Here is a 17076-nt window from a genome sequence, read left to right on the forward strand (position 1 = left end):
GTATAGAAAGATATGAAACAGGATATTTTATCAACTGAAAAATGAGTATAACTGATCAGATTTACTGAAAGGTATACCTATATATTCAGATATTTATTGGTAATGACTGGGAGTCATTACATGGTTTGTTTTTTGGATTTCAGATGAATATTAATTCATACCTGTAGGCGGATATTCAGCAAAATAATGTTGAATGCCTTGTGACAAAGCTTGTGCTAATTGGTTTTGATAATGGGGATCATTTAATTTACGTTCTTCACTTGGCGTGGATAAAAAAGCCATTTCAACTAACACCGATGGAATATCAGGTGAACGCAATACCATAAAGGCTGCGCGTTGTAATTTTTTAAAATGTACTCGATCTACTTTTCCTAAAGATTTCAATATCTTCTGCCCAACTAAAGCACTGGCTTCAAGCGTCCCTTCTTGCGATAAATCCAATAAAACTGAAGCCAATAAATCATCTTTATCGCTTAAACTGACACCGCCAATTAAATCCGCCGAATTTTCCTTTTGTGCTAGCCATTGTGCTGCCTCACTACTTGCGCCACTTTGTGACAGCATATAAACCGATGAACCATACGCTTTTTGGTCATCTGGTAATGCGTCGGCATGAAGTGATATAAACAAATCAGCTTGATATTGTCTGGCAATTTCAATCCGTCGCCGTAGTTTTAAATATTTATCATTGCTGCGGGTCAGTATGGCTTTATAACCCGGTTGTTGATTGATTAAGCGCACCAGCTTTTTCCCTACTGCTAACACCACATTTTTCTCTTTGGTTTTTTGTTTACCCGTTGCACCGGGGTCAATTCCTCCATGACCGGGGTCTACTGCAATAATGATTTTGCTTTTAGTTAATAGTTTGGGTTGAGACGGTGCTGGCTGTTTGATAACGGGTTTAGGTATAGGCTTTGGTGTCGGTGTAACAGATTGTTGCTGTAGTGTTTTATTTAATATCGCAATATCTAATAGCAAACGATGGCCGCCGTGTTGATCTGGAGCAACAAGATAACTGGTAGTGCGGACAGGCTTTTTTAAATCAAAAACAATGCGTAAATCTTGCTTATTACGTTTGGCATAACGGATATTTTTTAAAACAGGCTGCTGGGCGGGAATGTGATCGACTTTATTGATGATATGGGTTTTCTTCAAATCCAACACTAAGCGATAAGGATTGGTCAACGTAAAAATATTATAGCTAGCAGGGTTTGATAAATCTAATATTACCCGTGTTGTTAGTGCATTTTGCTGCCAAAAACGGATATTGTTTAATTCTATGCTCTGAACTGCGAAGGAATAAAATAAAATCAGTAGTCCAAATAATAACCGCATTAGGTACTCCATCAATACACATTAATATTTTAAAAGACAGAAAATAACGAAGCTTTTTGCTTTAATTCCAGAATAAAAAATAACGGGTCTAAACGCCAAAGTTTTAAATTCTATTATTCATCATTTTTTGCATAACGTGAACACATCATGATCGCTTAAAAAAAGGATTTAAAAGTTACAAGGCATTCTTTAAAGCCTTACGAATTAATTCTTCACTGCTGCTTATACCTTCTTGCTGTACTTTATTGACCAGACGGCTCGCATCTTGTGGTTTATAACCCAAAGTAATTAAAGCGGCTATCGCATCATCAGCAGGGCTGGCAACGCCTTCAGTTAAAACACCTGTTGACAGTGATGTGGCCATATTCTGCGCATTGGTTTCAGGAGTTATATTAAGCCGATCACGCATTTCTATAATTAAGCGTTCTGCGGTTTTTTTACCTACTCCCGGAATCCGGGTTAATTTGCTCACTTCTTCTTGGTTTACGCACTGCACAAATGTTGCTATATCCATGGCAGATAAAATACTCAAGGCTAACTTAGGCCCAACCCCATTAACTTTAATCAGCGTCCGAAATAATTTGCGTTCATTATCGGTGCTAAATCCAAATAAAATATGTGCATCATCTCGAATTGACAGGTGTGTATATAACTGCGCTGTGCTACCTATCTCATTTAAATTATAAAAAGTGGACATAGGGGCTTCAAGCTCATAGCCTACTCCATTCACATCCAGCAATAAATAAGGTGGTTTTTTTTCAATGAGTTCACCACGTAGTCGGCCAATCATAGTTTTTGATTCTCAATTTATTAAATATTTTTAATCTTTAAAATAGGCAAATAAATTGCATATTATTTACTAACGACAAAGTGTTTTTCTTAAAGATTTAAATTTTGACAGTGTGTAGCCCTCATTCATCGTAATGGGGGCTTTTTTATGGGTAGTCTTGGCTACTCGTAAAACAAGTTTTGCACTTCTGCTCTGTGATTTATACCGCTATCTAAGCTCTTTGTCACGACAAAGCAAGTCTCTTTCAAACCTAAACAATAGCAATGATTTTAATGGTATTTTGCTCAGAAATCAGTTGATACACAATGCAATGATTCCCAATCATCGTTTTACTGTACGCACCTGTTAAATCGCCAATTAATTTAATGCAATCTGCTTGTTTAGGGTTTGAGGTTAAAAGCTGAAGAGTCTGTTGCAACACTGCGCCAAATCCTTGTTGGATAAATTGTTGTTTATCTTTTAAGGCTTGGGCTGTGTAAACCATTGACCAACTCATGCGCAGTCGTCCTGACAAGTTTCTAAACTGGTTTGTAAGCCTTGTTGAATTTGGGCTTTAATTTCAGGATTGGCTGATAAATGTAAGGTCTGTTGCATTGCCCACCAGTCAGGTTCTGAAATTAATACCGCATTATTAGTTTTACCTTGAATCATAACAGGTTCATGAGTGGTATTAACTTCATCTACAAGGCGGTAGATATTTTGATGGGCTTTATTAAGAGGTTGAATTTTTATCATGGCGGCTATTTAGAGGAAATATTTTGATGGAAAGTAGAGCAATTACAAGCGTATTATAATGAATTTCTTGCAAAATGTGAGATTATTTGTATGCAAACAAGAATACAGCCACCATTCTTAAATAGATAACGAACACGTATCACATCAGCTAAATATGCTTGAATAGCCTTCTTCCATCAAAACTTGACGCACTGTAGGACGTTTTAGCATTGTTTGATAGTGAGTTTGACAGTGTTGGGGTAATGGGATGTCGATATGATTTGCCCAAAATTCAACGTAAAATAGTGCGGCATCTGCAATACTGAACTTATCCACCACGTATTCACTGGCACTGGCTGCTAATAAATTATTTACAATCTCAAAGCCATTATCAATGATTTCTCTTCCGCGGGCTTGGATTGCGTCGTGTTCAGCCGTATTATTCGAGTATTTGTCGGTGGTGAAAATCCGTGTAAACCCCTGTCCATGCAATGTATTTACCGCATAATTCATCATATCTAAAACCCGCAACTCAGCTTCTAAGTCTTCAGGTAATAATTTACGTCTTGGATGGGCTTTGGCTAGCCACCATGCAATGGTTTGGAATTCAGTGAGTGTTGTGCCATCTTCGCGTAGTAATGTTGGAATTGTGGCTTTGGGGTTCAATGCCAAATACTCTGCTTGATGTTGATCGCCTTGCATTAAATTAACAAGATGCGCCTCAAAAACGAGACCGACTTCTTCCAGTAAAATATGAATGCCCGTACTGCATGAGCCGGGGATCATGTAAAATTTCATAGTCATTAGATTATATCTGCTCAAATAAGCCTTGTTCTCGAATCATTGCCTTAAATCCCTTCATCACAGGACGTGAAATCATGGTTTCGGCTAAAAAATCTTTTAATCCTATAACCTTAATTCTGATAAATGAACAGCCTAAGCAGTGGTGTAATTTTTTGGAATACCCTATCAATAAAACGTTTCACTGATAAATATATTCTATTCTGGTTGTGGATAAAAGTCATCATCATCCAATAATTGTTCAATTGAATAAGGGCAAATGGATAAGCAAGCCCATCATAATGTGATAACGCCTCATTTCTATTAAATCCTACCCTGACTTTAAATCTATTTGTCATTATGGAGCTGCTTAAATTTGTGTCAAATTATCTGAATCCTTGATTAATATCCATGGAATATCACAACGTAAATAAGCCAAATCCATAGTAATACCTAACAGTTATTTACAGTATTTAAAAACTCTTTGCATTTAAGAATAAATAAGGCTTAAATTTTTTGCTCATTTTATGTATGCTGTGGATATTCATTGATTGATAAATTGCTATTGTATGGTCGAAGACGAAATTGAAATCGAAAACATAGAAATCCAACTTCTATTGCAAGCCATTTACCTGAAATATGGGTATGATTTTCGTAATTACGCAAAAGCGTCTATTAAACGCCGGATTCATCATCGTATGAATAAGGAAAGTATTGATAGTGTTTCTATGATGCAGCACAAGGTTTTATATGATGTTGCCTTTTTTGAACGCTTATTGTTGGATATGTCAATTAATGTCACAGAAATGTTTCGTGATCCGAATTTTTATTTAGCCTTGCGCAAGCATGTCATCCCTAAATTGCGCGAACAGTCGTATATTAAAATTTGGCACGCAGGTTGTTCTACGGGCGAAGAAGCCTATTCAATGGCCATTTTGCTTAAAGAAGAAGGCTTATATGACAAAACCCAAATTTATGCAACTGACATGAATGAAGTGGTTTTAAAACAAGCGAAAGAAGGGATTTTTTCAATTCGAAAATTGCAACAATATACCAGCAATTATCAAAAAGCAGGTGGTCAAGAAGCATTTTCAAATTACTACACAGCACATTATGACCATGTGGTCATGGATAAATCGTTAAAAGAGAATATTTTATTTTCCGATCACAATCTTGCTGTTGATGGCGTGTTTGGGGAAATGCACTTAATTTTATGTCGCAATGTATTGATTTATTTTAATCGCGAATTGCAAAATCGGGTGATTGGCTTGTTTTATGATAGTCTTGCATCGAATAGTATTTTATGTCTGGGTTCAAAAGAAAGTTTGCGTTTATCTGAGTATGCGTATGATTTTGATTATCTTGTTCGAGATGAACAAATTTATATTAAGAAGACAGATAAGCATTGCCCGCGCACACTTGGACAAAACGACTATACAGATTAAGAATCCAGATTGATGGTTGACTACTTAGCAGAATAGATCAGCTCATCAGCTTAACTTGTTTTCCAGCTATAATGCGCTTATCAACAGTAATAGCCATTGCTATCTCCCCTTAAATGATGGCTGCACATCATGTACTGACATGAGACTTTAGAGAACGGTTATGACTAACAAACGTCTTAAAATCCCTCCAACTAAGAGCGTGTTACTCTCATTAAAACGTAAAATAGCCTTTTTAGAGCAAGGCCATACGTTGTTAGAGCGCAAGAAAGAATTACTCACTCGTTTGGTTTACGAACGCTTAAAACAATATCGTGAACTGCGTAAAGAAGCTAAAACCCAAGTTGAGCAAGCCTATCATTGGCTGGGTATTACTCACATGCGCATGAGTAATCAGACTTTGAAACAAGTTTCGATTGGCTTACCGCCTCCTGTTGATATTCAAATTTTGCCGCGTAGCAGTATTGGGGTGCAATATCCAGCGGTGACGGCTGAACGTAAACCATTAGAACCCGTTGGATTGATGGGTACAGATTCCAGCTTTGATGAAACACGTAAACATTTTGCTGATATGGTGGTGATTTTAGCGAAATTAGGTGAGGCAGAAACTGCTTTATGGCGTTTATTAGAAGAGCAACGGAAAACCCAAAAGCGGGTGAATGCATTAAAATACAATATTATTCCTACTTATCATGCGACCATTCAATTTATTAAATCTAGTTTGGAAGAAGAGGAGCGTAATACGCTATTCCAAATCCAGCGGTTACGTGAGAATGCGAAACAACAAGAAGCTGTCTAACTGGAGATTTTTTATGCTTATTAGCCTCTATTTTTGGATTACTGATAAACTCAATATTATTGGGACATTTTTGCCTCAGTTTGGGATTCGGGCTTTATTAGCTTGGGAATTTTGGGAGGCAGGCCATCAAAAATTAACAGGTGAAAACTGGTTTGCGCATGTTCAAGATAAATTTCCATATCCATTTAATATTGTCCCTGTTGATATTAGCTGGAATATGGCGATGAGTTTTGAGCTTGTCGGTGCGATTGCATTATTAATTGGATTGGGCACGCGGTTTTTTTCAGTGTCATTGATGGTTTTGACTGTTGTGGCAACGGTTAGTGTACATGTGCCTGCCCAGTGGGATAGTTTGTCAGAATTGTTTAAATATGGTTATGATATTTGTGAAAGCAGCGGCGGCAACTTTAAATTGCCATTGATATATATGGTGTTATTTTTACCCTTGTTGTTTAGTGGTGCAGGTAAAGCCAGTGTTGATTATTTGATTGCACGCCGATTTATGAAAGACCCAGAGTATGTAGAAGGCGATATTCATAAATAAAGCATAATGTTAGTGCGTCAATGATTTATTCCTCACTGGCGTACTACATGAACATTTATTTTCGTAACAATGCACCCTCTCTTTCCCCCATCTTATTGATAAAATATCCCACTTTCATTATTTTTCATTTCCAAGGATTTAGCGATGGAAAACCATTTATTAGAATATATTGAAATCAAAAACTTCAAATGCTTTGATGATTTTAAAGCTGAGGGATTTAAACGAGTTAATTTAATCGGTGGTAAAAACAATGTCGGCAAAACTGCTTTGATGGAAGCTTGTTATATTAATATTTACGCTCAGGAAGTGAAAAGCTTTTTATTTTCTCTTGTTCGAATTAAATTTCGTCGAGAATTTGTAAGTATTTTTTCTTCTCCAAATTTAAATCTTTCAGACTTTTTAACTCAAAATATTAAAGGGCTTATAGAACAATGTAACCATATTATTACTCAAAGCAACATGAATTTAGCATCATATAAAATAGAAGAAAAAGAAGGGGTTAAATCATATATTTTTGAATTTAATAATCAAGAAATAAAAGTAAACACAAATCAATTTTCATTTGAAGTTTTACCAATACAAAACATCATATTCATTGATAATGTTGGTTTATCAGACAGTGACATTATCTATAATTATTCTGCAATCCAAAAACAGGATGCAGAGCTTATATTAAATACCCTTCTTAATGAGTTTGATCCTAGAATCCAAGCTTTTAAAATTATTGATGAAAAACCCCAATGCAAAATCAATGGTCAGTATTTAGAAATTACAGAACTTGGTGATGGTTCAAGACATTTAGTGTCTATTGTGACATCTTTATATAAAACTCAAAACGGCTACTTATTCATTGATGAAATAGATAACGGCATTCACTACACCATGCTGGATAAATTATGGGAAACTGTACTCACTTTAGCAAAACAACAAAATGTGCAAGTTTTTGCCACTACGCATTCAAAAGAATGTATTGAATCTTATTATCGCGCTGCTAAAAAATTAGAAGAACAAGATATTGCTTATATTCGCTTGAGTCGTTTGAAAAGTGGAAAAATTAAAGCAGGTGTTCACGATTATGAGTTATTAGAAAATAGCATAGGGCAAAGTTATGAGGTTAGAGGATGGTAAATTCAGTCATTTTTCATGAAGGTAAATCTGATAAGATATTCTTAAAGCTTTTAATCAGCGAATTAGGTTTAGATAGCAGTAAGCTAAGATTTATTGCCATGAAGGGAAAAAGCTATTTTTGGGATTCTGAACATCCAATGTATCAAGTGGTGAAGAACGATGTCGAAGAAGAAAATATAACTAAATTACTTTTCATTGTTGATGCTGATGATGAAAAAAATGATGAAAAATATGGCGGATATGAGAATACAAAAAGAGAATTGAGGAATATCATCAAGCAATTAGAATTGACTGAATATGCAGATTTATATATTACATGTAACAAAAAAAAAAAAATGGGATATTTAGAAGCCCTTATTTTATTGACTATTCCACAACCTCAAAAGAATTGTATACAAGACTTTTTGAACTGCTCCGAATTTAAATCTAAAGAAAACCACAAAGCTATTTTAAACCAAATTTATAAAATAGCTTATCCCAATGCTCCCTTTAACTTTACCCATCAATATTTTGATGAACTCAAACAGAAACTAACCGATTTACTCAGTGAGTAAAAAACAACAGGATTGACAACCTATCAAAATCATAGAAATGCCAACCCTGAGCATAGATTCAAATTTTTCTATTCACTAATACTTAAAACAGCTAATTTTCCATCACTGTTATAAGCAACTAATTTATCATCAACTACAATCGGGGCAATATTAAAATGGTCTTTACCACCAATCCGATAACGAGCGACAATTTGTCCATCTGATTTACCAATCCAGTGTAAATAACCTTCCAAATCACCGACAACAACATACTCATCCATTGAAACAGGTGCAGTTAACTTACGCGCTTGTAAGCCTTCTTGCCGCCATAACGATGAGCCTGTATAACGGTCAAATGCCCATAAATGACTTTTCAAATCAGTCAAATATAAAGCATCAATATCAGTTGCCATACCCGCATTAGAAGAGACTTCACGCTCCCAAGCAATACGCACTGTATTCATATCAATGGCGACAGTTCGCCCCTGATAACTGCTCACAAACACAGTAGTACCATCCAAAATAGGATCAGCATCAATATCAACCATACGTTCTAATTGAGAACGACCTTTTGGCACTGCAATCGGCACTTCCCAGAATAATTTACCTGTTGCAACATCCAATGCAGCCAGTTTACCGTTATCCAAACCTGCTAGCACAAAATCACGTTCAACGATTGGTGTACTTGTTCCGTGCAAAGTTAATAAAGGCATATCGCGTTCATAAACCCATAAACGTGTACCAGAATCGCTAGCTAAAGAGAAAATTTTCCCATCAACCGTACGTACAATGACCGAATCTGAAGCCATTTGTGGAGGTGTTAATACTTCACTAGAAACTTTAACATCCCATAGAATTGAACCATTTTCTTCTGATAGCGCAAGTACATCACCATCTTGGCTACCAATGTAAATGTACCCTTCACCCAAGCCAATACCACCAGATAAAGGCTTTTTAGTTCTGGTTTTCCACAGGCGTTTGCCAGATTCAATATCAAATGCAAAAACATCACCTTCAGTTCCTGCGACAAACAGTACACCTGCTTTATAAGCGGGAATCAATTTAGTGTAAAGTTCATCATCATTGCTGATATTGGCTTCCCATAAAGTTTTAATATTTAGCGCATTATCGATGTCAGTCAATTCAGCAGGTGGCTCATTATTATCTTTGCTTTTGAACAACCCACAACTGGCTAAACTTATCGCTAAAATGAAAATAAGTAATTGTTTCATTATGGTTTAGTTGTTTCTTGTGTATCAGAAGAGCTTTGAGGAGCTGTTAATTTTTCTGCAATCTCAGATAATGCTGGAGCAAGTTTGTCTAAGGCAGCAGAAATTTCGCTTGCTGGAATTGTACCTGTATTAGGATCAACTGATTTTCCTAATGCTTCAGATAAGGTTTTAGAAGCCGAATCAACGATATTAGTCACTGTTTCAGTGATAGAGCCCTTTTTTTCTGCTGCTGCTTTAGAAACCGAATCAACGATATTAGTCACTGTCTCAGTGATAGAATCCGTTTTTTCTGCTGCTGCTTTAGAAGCCGAATCAACGATATTAGTCACTGTCTCAGTAATAGAATCCGTTGTTGCCGCTCCAGAAACTGAATCAACAATATTAGTCACTGTTTCAGTGATAGAATCCGTTTTTTCTGCTGCCGCTTTAGAAGCTGAATCAACGATATTAGTCACTGTCTCAGTAATAGAATCCGTTGTTGCCGCTCCAGAGACCGAATCAACAATGTTAGTCACTGTTTCAGTAATAGAGTTTGCTTTTTCTGTTGCCGCTTTAGAAGCCGAATCAACGATATTAGTCACTGCTTCCGTTAAAGGCTTAATTGTGTCAGTCAACTGAGTTTCAGAAGCTGGTTCAACTGTTGTTGTTACTTGAATTTCTGGCGTTATGCCTAATGCTTCTGGAATGGAATCTGCGATTTCTGCAATTTTTGGTGCAGGTGGTGGTGTTGCAACAACACGTTCTGATTCAGGTTCACCTAAATTGTTTAATTTCATTTCCACTAAATCTTTATGCTCGAAAGACAGACCATCCTCTGTTAATTCGCTTAAAGATAAAACTTCGTTGTAAGCGGTACGTGCATCATCAAGACGACCCTCTAACACAGCCATATCACCACGTATTTCAGCATAAGACATTTTAAATGTACCCTCATTACCTTTGACAGTAGCGAGCAATGCTTTTAATTCAGCTAATTTGTTTTCAGCGATGAATAAACGTGCTTTACGTAAGCGAGCCGTATTAGTAAACTCTGGGGTTCTATCCTGTTTAATGATCCAGTCTAAATGCGCATGAGCTGAATCATAATTCTTTTCTTCAACCTCATGACGAGCCAAATGTAATGTTGCTTGGATAGCGTAAACACTGGTGTTGTAGTCAGACAGTAATTGACTGGCTAATTCACGTGCTTTGGTTACGTTTCCTTGCTCAAAACTAGCAACAGATTGTGAATATAATGTGGAAGCCATTTCTTGCTGAGTTGCTTGGTAAGATGACCAACCGCGCCAACCGAATAACAATGCTAATCCTAACAAAACACCAGTAAAGACAGATGTTCCATTTTCTTGCCACCATTTTCTAATAGCTTCTGATTGGTCTAATTCATTCTCTTCCATAATATTCCCTCTTTATGTATACAGTTTATTGAGTTATCGGGTAAACTATGCAGCAATTATAAAGCAATTCATCAATTTTGTGCGCAAAATCCCTGTGCTTTTCACTTATGCTAGATACGATTCATACGATAGATACACCTGAAGGTGTTGAGTTACAGATAAAAGTCGCAGGGCCTGTCGTTAGAGCGTTGGCTTGGACGGTAGATTTTTGTATTCGCATTGTTGTTTATATAGGCTTAGCGAATATATTGCCATTGCTTGGTGATTTGGGAATTGGCTTACTACTGATTACTTTTTTCTTATTAGAGTGGTTTTATCCCGTTGCTTTTGAAATGTATTATGATGGTGCAACACCAGGTAAACGCATTATGGGTATTAAAGCTTTACATGATAATGCTCAGCCGATGACGTGGAGTGGTTCATTCATTCGCAATTTGTTGCGACCTGTCGATTTTTTACCTATGTTCTATGGAGTGGGTTTGACAGCAATGCTATTTAATCATGAATTCAAGCGTTTAGGTGATTTAGCAGCGAGTACCATCGTGGTTTATGATAACGAGAACTTAAAAGCTGTTGATTTACCCCAAGCCGAACCTAGCCCTTTACCAATCCCATTAAATTTAGTTGAACAACATGCGATTATTCATTTTGCAGAGCGTGCTCACACTTTATCTCCAGAGCGTCAAGCTGAATTAGCTAATATTGTCAATATGTTAACTAAAACTGAAGGCCAACAAACGATTCATGCTTTATATGGTATTGCAAACGGATTGTATGGCAAGCGTGATTAATCACAACATTGCTTAGTAAATTAATCATTTATCCCATCTAAATCCTGTAAGGCATTTCGCACTTCTTGTTTATATTTGTTCATATTTCAGATTAAATAACTGATATACTTAATATTAAATACCATTCTTCATAATAGGCAATCACATTAAAATACGGCATGATTTTTAATTGATTAAAGAGTCAACAATTTAAGGGTGCAAGCTTTTATAGCTATGCAGAAAACTCTTTTTTATTTGATTGATTTTAAAGTAATTAAATTTCAATGCGATTGCCCTGATATGGTTAAGGATTCCATCCTGTACCTGACAGCGCGAATGCACCACCAAAGTTGAAATCATAATGTGCAAAATAAGGTACAACAAGCTGGTCTGCATCGATGCTAATGCCATACGTGACACCACTTGGGTCAGACCGAACACGCTCATCAGCATGTAAAAACAGTGTTACTTTCTTTTCATCGGCAGGAATAACAAGGTCAATTTCCGTATTATCTTTTCCATCATGATAGTACAGTGTGACTTTAATATTAACTTCTACATCTGCATCCCATTTTTTAATCGATAAAAATTCCTGAACATTATCGCCTTTAAAGCCCTCTGCGAATTCCCAATGCTTATAGCCGTTAGAAGAAAAATTAACCCCTGTTAATCCAGATAAATCAAAATGGTTAAAGCTAGCAACGATAGAACCACCATAATTCAGATCAGGGTCTGCTTGAAAGCCAAGTTGGAGCGCTTGATTCCTAGGAAAAAAATCACTCACAGCTAAACTGGTTTGCTGATGCGGCTGCAATATGATGATTGGGAATGTATCAATGTTTTCGGGTGTAAGCTGCTCATCCGTTAAGTAAACGCTCAAGGACCTTTTGTTGTTAACATTAAGCAGGTTGATGATCTCAACCCCTGTATCAGATAACCAACCTTCGGCAATACGCCCCTTGGATGCTCCTCCGTTAGATTCAGCAATGGTTAGCGTACCCTCATTTAAGTTATCATCATAATGGCTGTGACCTACGATAATACTTTTATCTGCCGAAACCAAAGCTCCAATTGATTGGTCTTGGGTATTTTCATCAATATAATCCTGCAATTTAATGCTAAATCGAGATTCAGCTTGCACTGTGAAATTGATGCTATCGGATAATAGTTCACTTTTCCCTATCAAACTTATACTCACATCGACTGAGTTATGGTTGGGATTGAGACCAACAAGGTAATCTCTGGTTTTGTTGTTGTGGCTAAAAAAGCCTTGAGAGGTTGCCCATTCGTCACTAGTTGTTGGAGTGAAATTTGCGCCCATCGCGATATTACCTTCAGCATAATGCGCTAAGGTTGCGGTAATTCTTTTTTTAGATTTAATCGCCATAGCAAACGGACGGTAAAAATCAATGCCCTTGTCTTTCACACTAAAAGTGGAACGTTGTTTTGGCGGTAATATCAATGGAAAATTAAATTGTGTACCATCTTCATAATAAATAAAACAGGTTGCATCAACGATTTCATCATGAATATTGAGTAGCGAGACAAACTCTTCAATCCCATCACCCACAAATCCTTCTGGCATATAAATTTTATAATCAGCAATGGGTTGAGGTATATCTCTGTTTACCTCTGAACTATAACCACCCCATGTCCAAATGGTATTATCTTTCTTAATTGCAACAGAGAAATTGCCACCCGCCGCGATTGCAACAACATCATCAATTTGAGCTTGTTGAGGGAGAGGCTCAATTGAAATACTTGGCGAACCCAGTGTATATGGTCTGCCAGAAAAACCCGAGCTTCGGTGAGGCCTTACTGAGCCAATGCCTAGCTGTCCATAATCATTTGCACCCCAACCCCACACTGTGCCATCACTTTTTAAAGCTAATGTGTGATGAGTTATTGAGTTACTTAAGCTTACAACATCTTCAATATCAACTTGAGCCCACTCATTATCGTAGCTTGTCCCACCAATACCAATATAGTCATTACCACAACCCCACACTGTACCATCATTTTTTAATATCAAACTATAGCTGAAATAGGTAGCTGGGCTAGAACGTTCTTGGCTCCATACACCTGCACGAGTAAATACTTGTTTAACATCAGATAAATCATCTTTCAGACACTCTGTGTTACTACCATTTATATTATTGATGCTGATACTACCATCTGTTTTAAATATAGCTAGATAAGAAGCAGAGGAGAAATATTCAGGGCTGAGAATAGAGAAATCTTCAACTTGTGTACTCGCCACTGCAAGCCCAAGTAACTCACTTCTCCAAAGTGTATTGTCATCAGTCAAGATATATATTCCATCAGAAGGTGATGAAGTAAGTATTTTTTTAATACTACCCTGTGGCAATGGGTTCATTAGTTTTGGAATATATGGCTTCGTGTTATCAGTCTGGAATAAACTAGGCAAAGGCACAGACGAAGGATCACCCCAATACCAAAATGTTTTATCCTTTTTACGAGCAAATATAGTATAGCCATACTCATATGATGTGGGGAAAACCGTTTCAACATCATCAATATCTAAAGAGATGGGCTTACTAAAATAGGATTGTTGATTAGGATCATGTAACAGTCTACCATTCCCGTTAGAACCCCAACCAATAAGTGAACCATCCTCCTGCAATACAATCACGGTTGAGCCTGAAGTAAAAATTTGTGGTTCAACAGCATGAAGCGTCAAACTACACAATAACGTGCTGATAAGAACAACATACTTTAATCGCATGACGAATTTTCCTTATAACCAACATTCCGTAGTTAACGAAATTTTTAGATTATTTTCAATATGGTTTCACAAGTTTAGATTTTTCATTCTGTAACTTTCAAGAGAAAAACCGAAAATGAACTTTTTTTAAATTATATGTGGTATGTCAACACCTTCGCCACAGTATGCTAAGTCATTGATTTTTAACAATCGCAAAAAATGTATAGTTTTAATAAAATCAATTATTTAGAATAATATATCGAAAAGCTGGCGATGGTATTAGAATGTCAGATAACGTATAAAAAAAGCCCAATATCAAAATGATACTGAGCTTGATATGGTTAAGGATTCCATCCTGTACCTGACAGCGCAAATGCACCACCAAAGTTGAAATCATAGTGGGTAAAATAAGGAATAATAGGCAAATCTGCATCTAGTGTGACACTATATGTGACTCCATCTGGGCTTGAGCGTACTCGATTATCAGCGTGTAAAAATAATGTTGCCTTAGACTCATTGGCAGGAATCACTAAATCTAATTCCGCATTGGCTTGGCCATCATAATAATAAAGCCGCACCTTCACATTGAGAGGTTCAGAGTTTGAGACTAAACTTTCCCTTTGCACTAACAAAAATTCCAGCACATTATCACCTCTAAACCCTTCGGCAAATTCCCAGTGCGTATGTCCGTTTGGTACAAAATTCACTCCATTTAAACCTGATAAATCGAAATGGTTAAAGCTGGCAACTACTGGTTGCGCACTAGAGTAAGAAATTGAGAGCGGTTGTTTTTTAGGTAAAAAGGCGCTGACCACAAGTCCTGCTTGCTGATAAGGTGTTAATTCAAAACGGGCAAACTCGCTGGCTGCATCATAATATTGTTGAGATTTGTAGAATATGATTTCTGTCGGGGTGTCATGTGGATTGACCAAATTCACCACCTCAAACCCTGTATCAGATAACCAACCTTCAGCAACATAACCGCGTTGACTACCCCAAGAAGGCTCAGCAATGCTTAATGTGCCGTCGTCCAATAAATCATCATAATGGCTCATCCCTACAACAATAGGCTTATTTGTCGAAACCAATGCGCCAATCGGCTGTTCTGGAATGGTTGGATTAAGATAATCTTGTAACTTAACATTGAAACGGGATTTAGGTTCAACTCTCAATTGTACATTAAGCGGGAAAATTTCTGTTACGCCTGTAATCTGTAGATTTATATCAACTGGTTCATTATTAGGATTAAAGCCAACTAAATAATTACGGATTTTGTCCTCATGATGATAAAAGCCTTGAGAGCTTGCCCATTTTTTGCTGGTAATAGGCGTGAAATTCGCCCCCATTGCCACATTACCTTGAGCATAATGGGCTAAAGTAGCGGTGATTTTCTTTTCAGGCTCAATAACAATGGCAAACGGACGATAAAATGCAACCCCTTTATCCTTGACTGTAAACGTGGTGCGTTGTTTGGCTAGTAGTTCTAAAGGAAAACTCAATGCTGTCCCGTCTTCATAATAGAAAAAACAAGTCGCGTTAACTGTTTCATCATGGGTATTCAATAGCGAGACAAATTCATCAATCCCATCACCAATAAAGCCTTCTGGCATGTATAAAGTATTGCTTACAATCGGCTGTGGTGTATCCGTACTCACCATTGTGCCATTACCTAACATCCCTGTTTGATTATTACCCCATGACCAAATACTGCCATCATTTTTTAATGCGATAGAAAAGCCTGCACTACTGGCATTAATCGCTACAACATCATCAATAGGGACTTGCACGGGTGTTGTGACATACGACGCATACGGATTTGTATCAGAGGCCGCAGTGATTGAACCAATGCCTAATTGTCCATAACGATTATCGCCCCAAGCCCATACCGTACCATCATTCTTTAATACCAGCGTATGGGAATCGGTACTCATGGTTTTTACATTATCAATCGGAAGAGACGCAGGATTTAATATGAACGATGTTGTCGGTGTCGTACCTAAGCCTAAGCCTAAATAAGCTGGCTCTCCCCACCCCCATAACGTACCATCTTCTCTCAATGCCAATGAATAGTTCTCTCCAGCGGCAATCTGTTGTATATTTGATAGATTGGTTTTTTGCGGGATATTGTAATTAACGCGATCGCCTACACCGAGTTGTCCATTCTCATTGTCGCCGCTGGTCCATACCGTACCATCTTGCTTTAGTATGACAAGATAATTTTCAGTTACATCAAAATCTTTTACATCGGTTGTAACCTTGGCATATTTCAACTCTAAGGGTGAATCCGCTTCTGGTCTTGGGAAATGCGTGCTGTAGCGACTCATAATCCACAACTCATTCTTATCTGTTAAAAACAACCGTGTTCTATACACATATTTGAATTTTCTGATATTGCTATCATCAACGGGTGAAACAAATAGAGAAGGTTCATCACCATTGGCAGGTTTGGGCGGGTCTAATGCGTAGATATTGTCTGAAATAGTTCTAGTCGGGTAAGTGTAATGACCCCAATGCCAGAATGTCCCATCTTGCTTACGTGCATAAGCATATATTCCTAAAAACAACTCTTCCACATTGTCAATGTTTACAGGAGAAGGTATGTTTGTCTGCACATCTAATTGAAAATTATAAGGAAAACTAGAGTTGCGCAAGATTTGATCGTGTTCAAGACTGCCCCAACCCACAACCGAACCATCTTGTTGAAGTATCAATACCGAATGATCACCAATAGCAATTTGTGGTTCAACAGCATGAAGGTTAAATACTAATAAACAGCCCAAAATAAGGCTAAGCCTCTGTAATAAACGCATAACATATTCCTTGAATCTTTAAACGAATGGTTTAATTTATAGTTCATCAGAATCACTGATTCAAGTTTAGCAGAATGTTA

The 17076-nt window shown here is 37.2% G+C and carries 15 protein-coding genes; 6 read left to right on the forward strand and 9 right to left on the reverse strand.

The features are described from left to right. Window positions 1-150: 150 nt before the first annotated feature. The 5 genes from ABXH34_RS02485 to ABXH34_RS02505 form a co-directional block, all read right to left on the reverse strand. Window positions 151-1335, reverse strand: coding sequence for an N-acetylmuramoyl-L-alanine amidase (locus ABXH34_RS02485; RefSeq protein WP_353570277.1), 1185 nt, complete (start codon window positions 1333-1335; stop codon window positions 151-153). A 175-nt stretch (window positions 1336-1510) separates the two neighbouring features. Then, window positions 1511-2125, reverse strand: a complete 615-nt coding sequence (gene ruvA / locus ABXH34_RS02490) for a Holliday junction branch migration protein RuvA (protein WP_353570278.1) — start codon at window positions 2123-2125, stop codon at window positions 1511-1513. 250 nt (window positions 2126-2375) lie between these two features. Next, a complete protein-coding gene (locus ABXH34_RS02495; protein WP_353570279.1) occupies window positions 2376-2621 on the reverse strand; it encodes a type II toxin-antitoxin system RelE family toxin in 246 nt (81 codons plus the stop codon). Further along, the gene (locus tag ABXH34_RS02500) at window positions 2618-2860 is read right to left on the reverse strand and encodes a type II toxin-antitoxin system Phd/YefM family antitoxin (protein WP_353570280.1); all 243 of its coding nucleotides are present in this window, start codon (window positions 2858-2860) and stop codon (window positions 2618-2620) included. The genes ABXH34_RS02495 and ABXH34_RS02500 overlap by 4 nt, the downstream gene beginning before the upstream one ends. A 144-nt stretch (window positions 2861-3004) precedes the next feature. Further along, window positions 3005-3643 (reverse strand): glutathione S-transferase family protein, encoded by a 639-nt coding sequence (locus ABXH34_RS02505; protein ID WP_353570281.1) that lies wholly within the window; start codon window positions 3641-3643, stop codon window positions 3005-3007. A 545-nt stretch (window positions 3644-4188) separates the two neighbouring features. Between ABXH34_RS02505 and ABXH34_RS02510 the strand changes: the two genes are divergently transcribed. The 5 genes from ABXH34_RS02510 (at window position 4189) to ABXH34_RS02530 (ending at window position 8086) form a co-directional block, all read left to right on the forward strand. Continuing rightward, window positions 4189-5064, forward strand: a complete 876-nt coding sequence (locus tag ABXH34_RS02510; protein WP_353570282.1) for a CheR family methyltransferase — start codon at window positions 4189-4191, stop codon at window positions 5062-5064. A 160-nt stretch (window positions 5065-5224) separates the two neighbouring features. Continuing rightward, window positions 5225-5860 (forward strand): V-type ATP synthase subunit D, encoded by a 636-nt coding sequence (locus ABXH34_RS02515; RefSeq protein ID WP_353570283.1) that lies wholly within the window; start codon window positions 5225-5227, stop codon window positions 5858-5860. Between the two features lie 13 nt (window positions 5861-5873). Then, window positions 5874-6404: an HvfX family Cu-binding RiPP maturation protein gene (locus tag ABXH34_RS02520; RefSeq protein ID WP_353570284.1), complete on the forward strand. Its 531-nt coding sequence runs from the start codon at window positions 5874-5876 to the stop codon at window positions 6402-6404. A gap of 144 nt (window positions 6405-6548) precedes the next feature. After that, complete coding sequence (locus ABXH34_RS02525; RefSeq protein WP_353570285.1) at window positions 6549-7532, forward strand: AAA family ATPase; 984 nt, start codon at window positions 6549-6551, stop codon at window positions 7530-7532. After that, entirely contained in the window at window positions 7526-8086 is a 561-nt protein-coding gene (locus ABXH34_RS02530) for a hypothetical protein (protein ID WP_353570286.1), read from the forward strand. Before ABXH34_RS02525 ends, ABXH34_RS02530 begins: the two co-directional genes overlap by 7 nt. A 68-nt stretch (window positions 8087-8154) precedes the next feature. On the opposite strand, the gene bamB is transcribed toward ABXH34_RS02530, so the two are convergent. Continuing rightward, window positions 8155-9297: an outer membrane protein assembly factor BamB gene (bamB, locus tag ABXH34_RS02535; RefSeq protein WP_353570287.1), complete on the reverse strand. Its 1143-nt coding sequence runs from the start codon at window positions 9295-9297 to the stop codon at window positions 8155-8157. Continuing rightward, a complete protein-coding gene (locus ABXH34_RS02540; RefSeq protein WP_353570288.1) occupies window positions 9297-10691 on the reverse strand; it encodes a tetratricopeptide repeat protein in 1395 nt (464 codons plus the stop codon). The genes bamB and ABXH34_RS02540 overlap by 1 nt, the downstream gene beginning before the upstream one ends. A gap of 107 nt (window positions 10692-10798) precedes the next feature. Here ABXH34_RS02540 and ABXH34_RS02545 point away from each other — a divergent pair, with 107 nt between their 5' ends. After that, a complete protein-coding gene (locus ABXH34_RS02545; RefSeq protein WP_353570289.1) occupies window positions 10799-11482 on the forward strand; it encodes an RDD family protein in 684 nt (227 codons plus the stop codon). 283 nt (window positions 11483-11765) lie between these two features. On the opposite strand, the gene ABXH34_RS02550 is transcribed toward ABXH34_RS02545, so the two are convergent. Continuing rightward, window positions 11766-14207 carry an RCC1 domain-containing protein gene (locus ABXH34_RS02550; protein WP_353570290.1) on the reverse strand — a complete coding sequence of 814 codons (2442 nt, stop codon included), beginning with the start codon at window positions 14205-14207 and terminating at the stop codon, window positions 11766-11768. A 320-nt stretch (window positions 14208-14527) separates the two neighbouring features. Further along, window positions 14528-16996, reverse strand: a complete 2469-nt coding sequence (locus ABXH34_RS02555; RefSeq protein WP_353570291.1) for a hypothetical protein — start codon at window positions 16994-16996, stop codon at window positions 14528-14530. Between the last annotated feature and the right edge of the window lie 80 nt (window positions 16997-17076).

Origin of the sequence: Candidatus Albibeggiatoa sp. nov. BB20, assembly GCA_016744725.1 — a bacterium.
GTDB lineage: Bacteria > Pseudomonadota > Gammaproteobacteria > Beggiatoales > Beggiatoaceae > Albibeggiatoa.